Origin of the sequence: Thalassomonas sp. M1454 (genome assembly GCF_007097525.1) — a bacterium.
Lineage (GTDB): Bacteria > Pseudomonadota > Gammaproteobacteria > Enterobacterales > Alteromonadaceae > Thalassotalea_A.
In genome coordinates, this window is record NZ_VKDD01000023.1 from 1 (window position 1) to 362 (window position 362).

Sequence of the window (362 nt, forward strand, 5' to 3'; positions counted from 1 at the left end):
TGTTTATGACCTCCAATCATAAACGTCGAATAAGTTGCCACGATAAACAACTTGTTGTTTATCACTGAGATGTTTATACAACATCTCAACATTATAACTAACGATAATTATCGTTTCGTTAGTTGTTCTTACTCAAGGCTTAAACAGCAATGTTTAAGTTTGGTAACCGATTTTAAATTTGGTTACCAACATTCTTATGAATGCGTGAAAATGTCAGACTGTCAACTTAGTTCGGTTTAGTCACCGAACAGTCTTAAAGGAAACTTTTTGGGGTTGTATGGTTAAGTGACTAAGCGTATGTGGTGGATGCCTTGGCAGTTAGAGGCGATGAAGGACGTGTTAATCTGCGAAAAGCTGAGTTA

At 36.7% G+C, this 362-nt stretch carries 1 rRNA gene; it reads left to right on the top strand.

Annotation, left to right across the window (positions count from 1 at the left end):
• Positions 1-279 precede the first annotated feature (279 nt).
• Positions 280-362, top strand: a 23S ribosomal RNA gene (locus tag FNN08_RS16470); the annotation flags it as partial.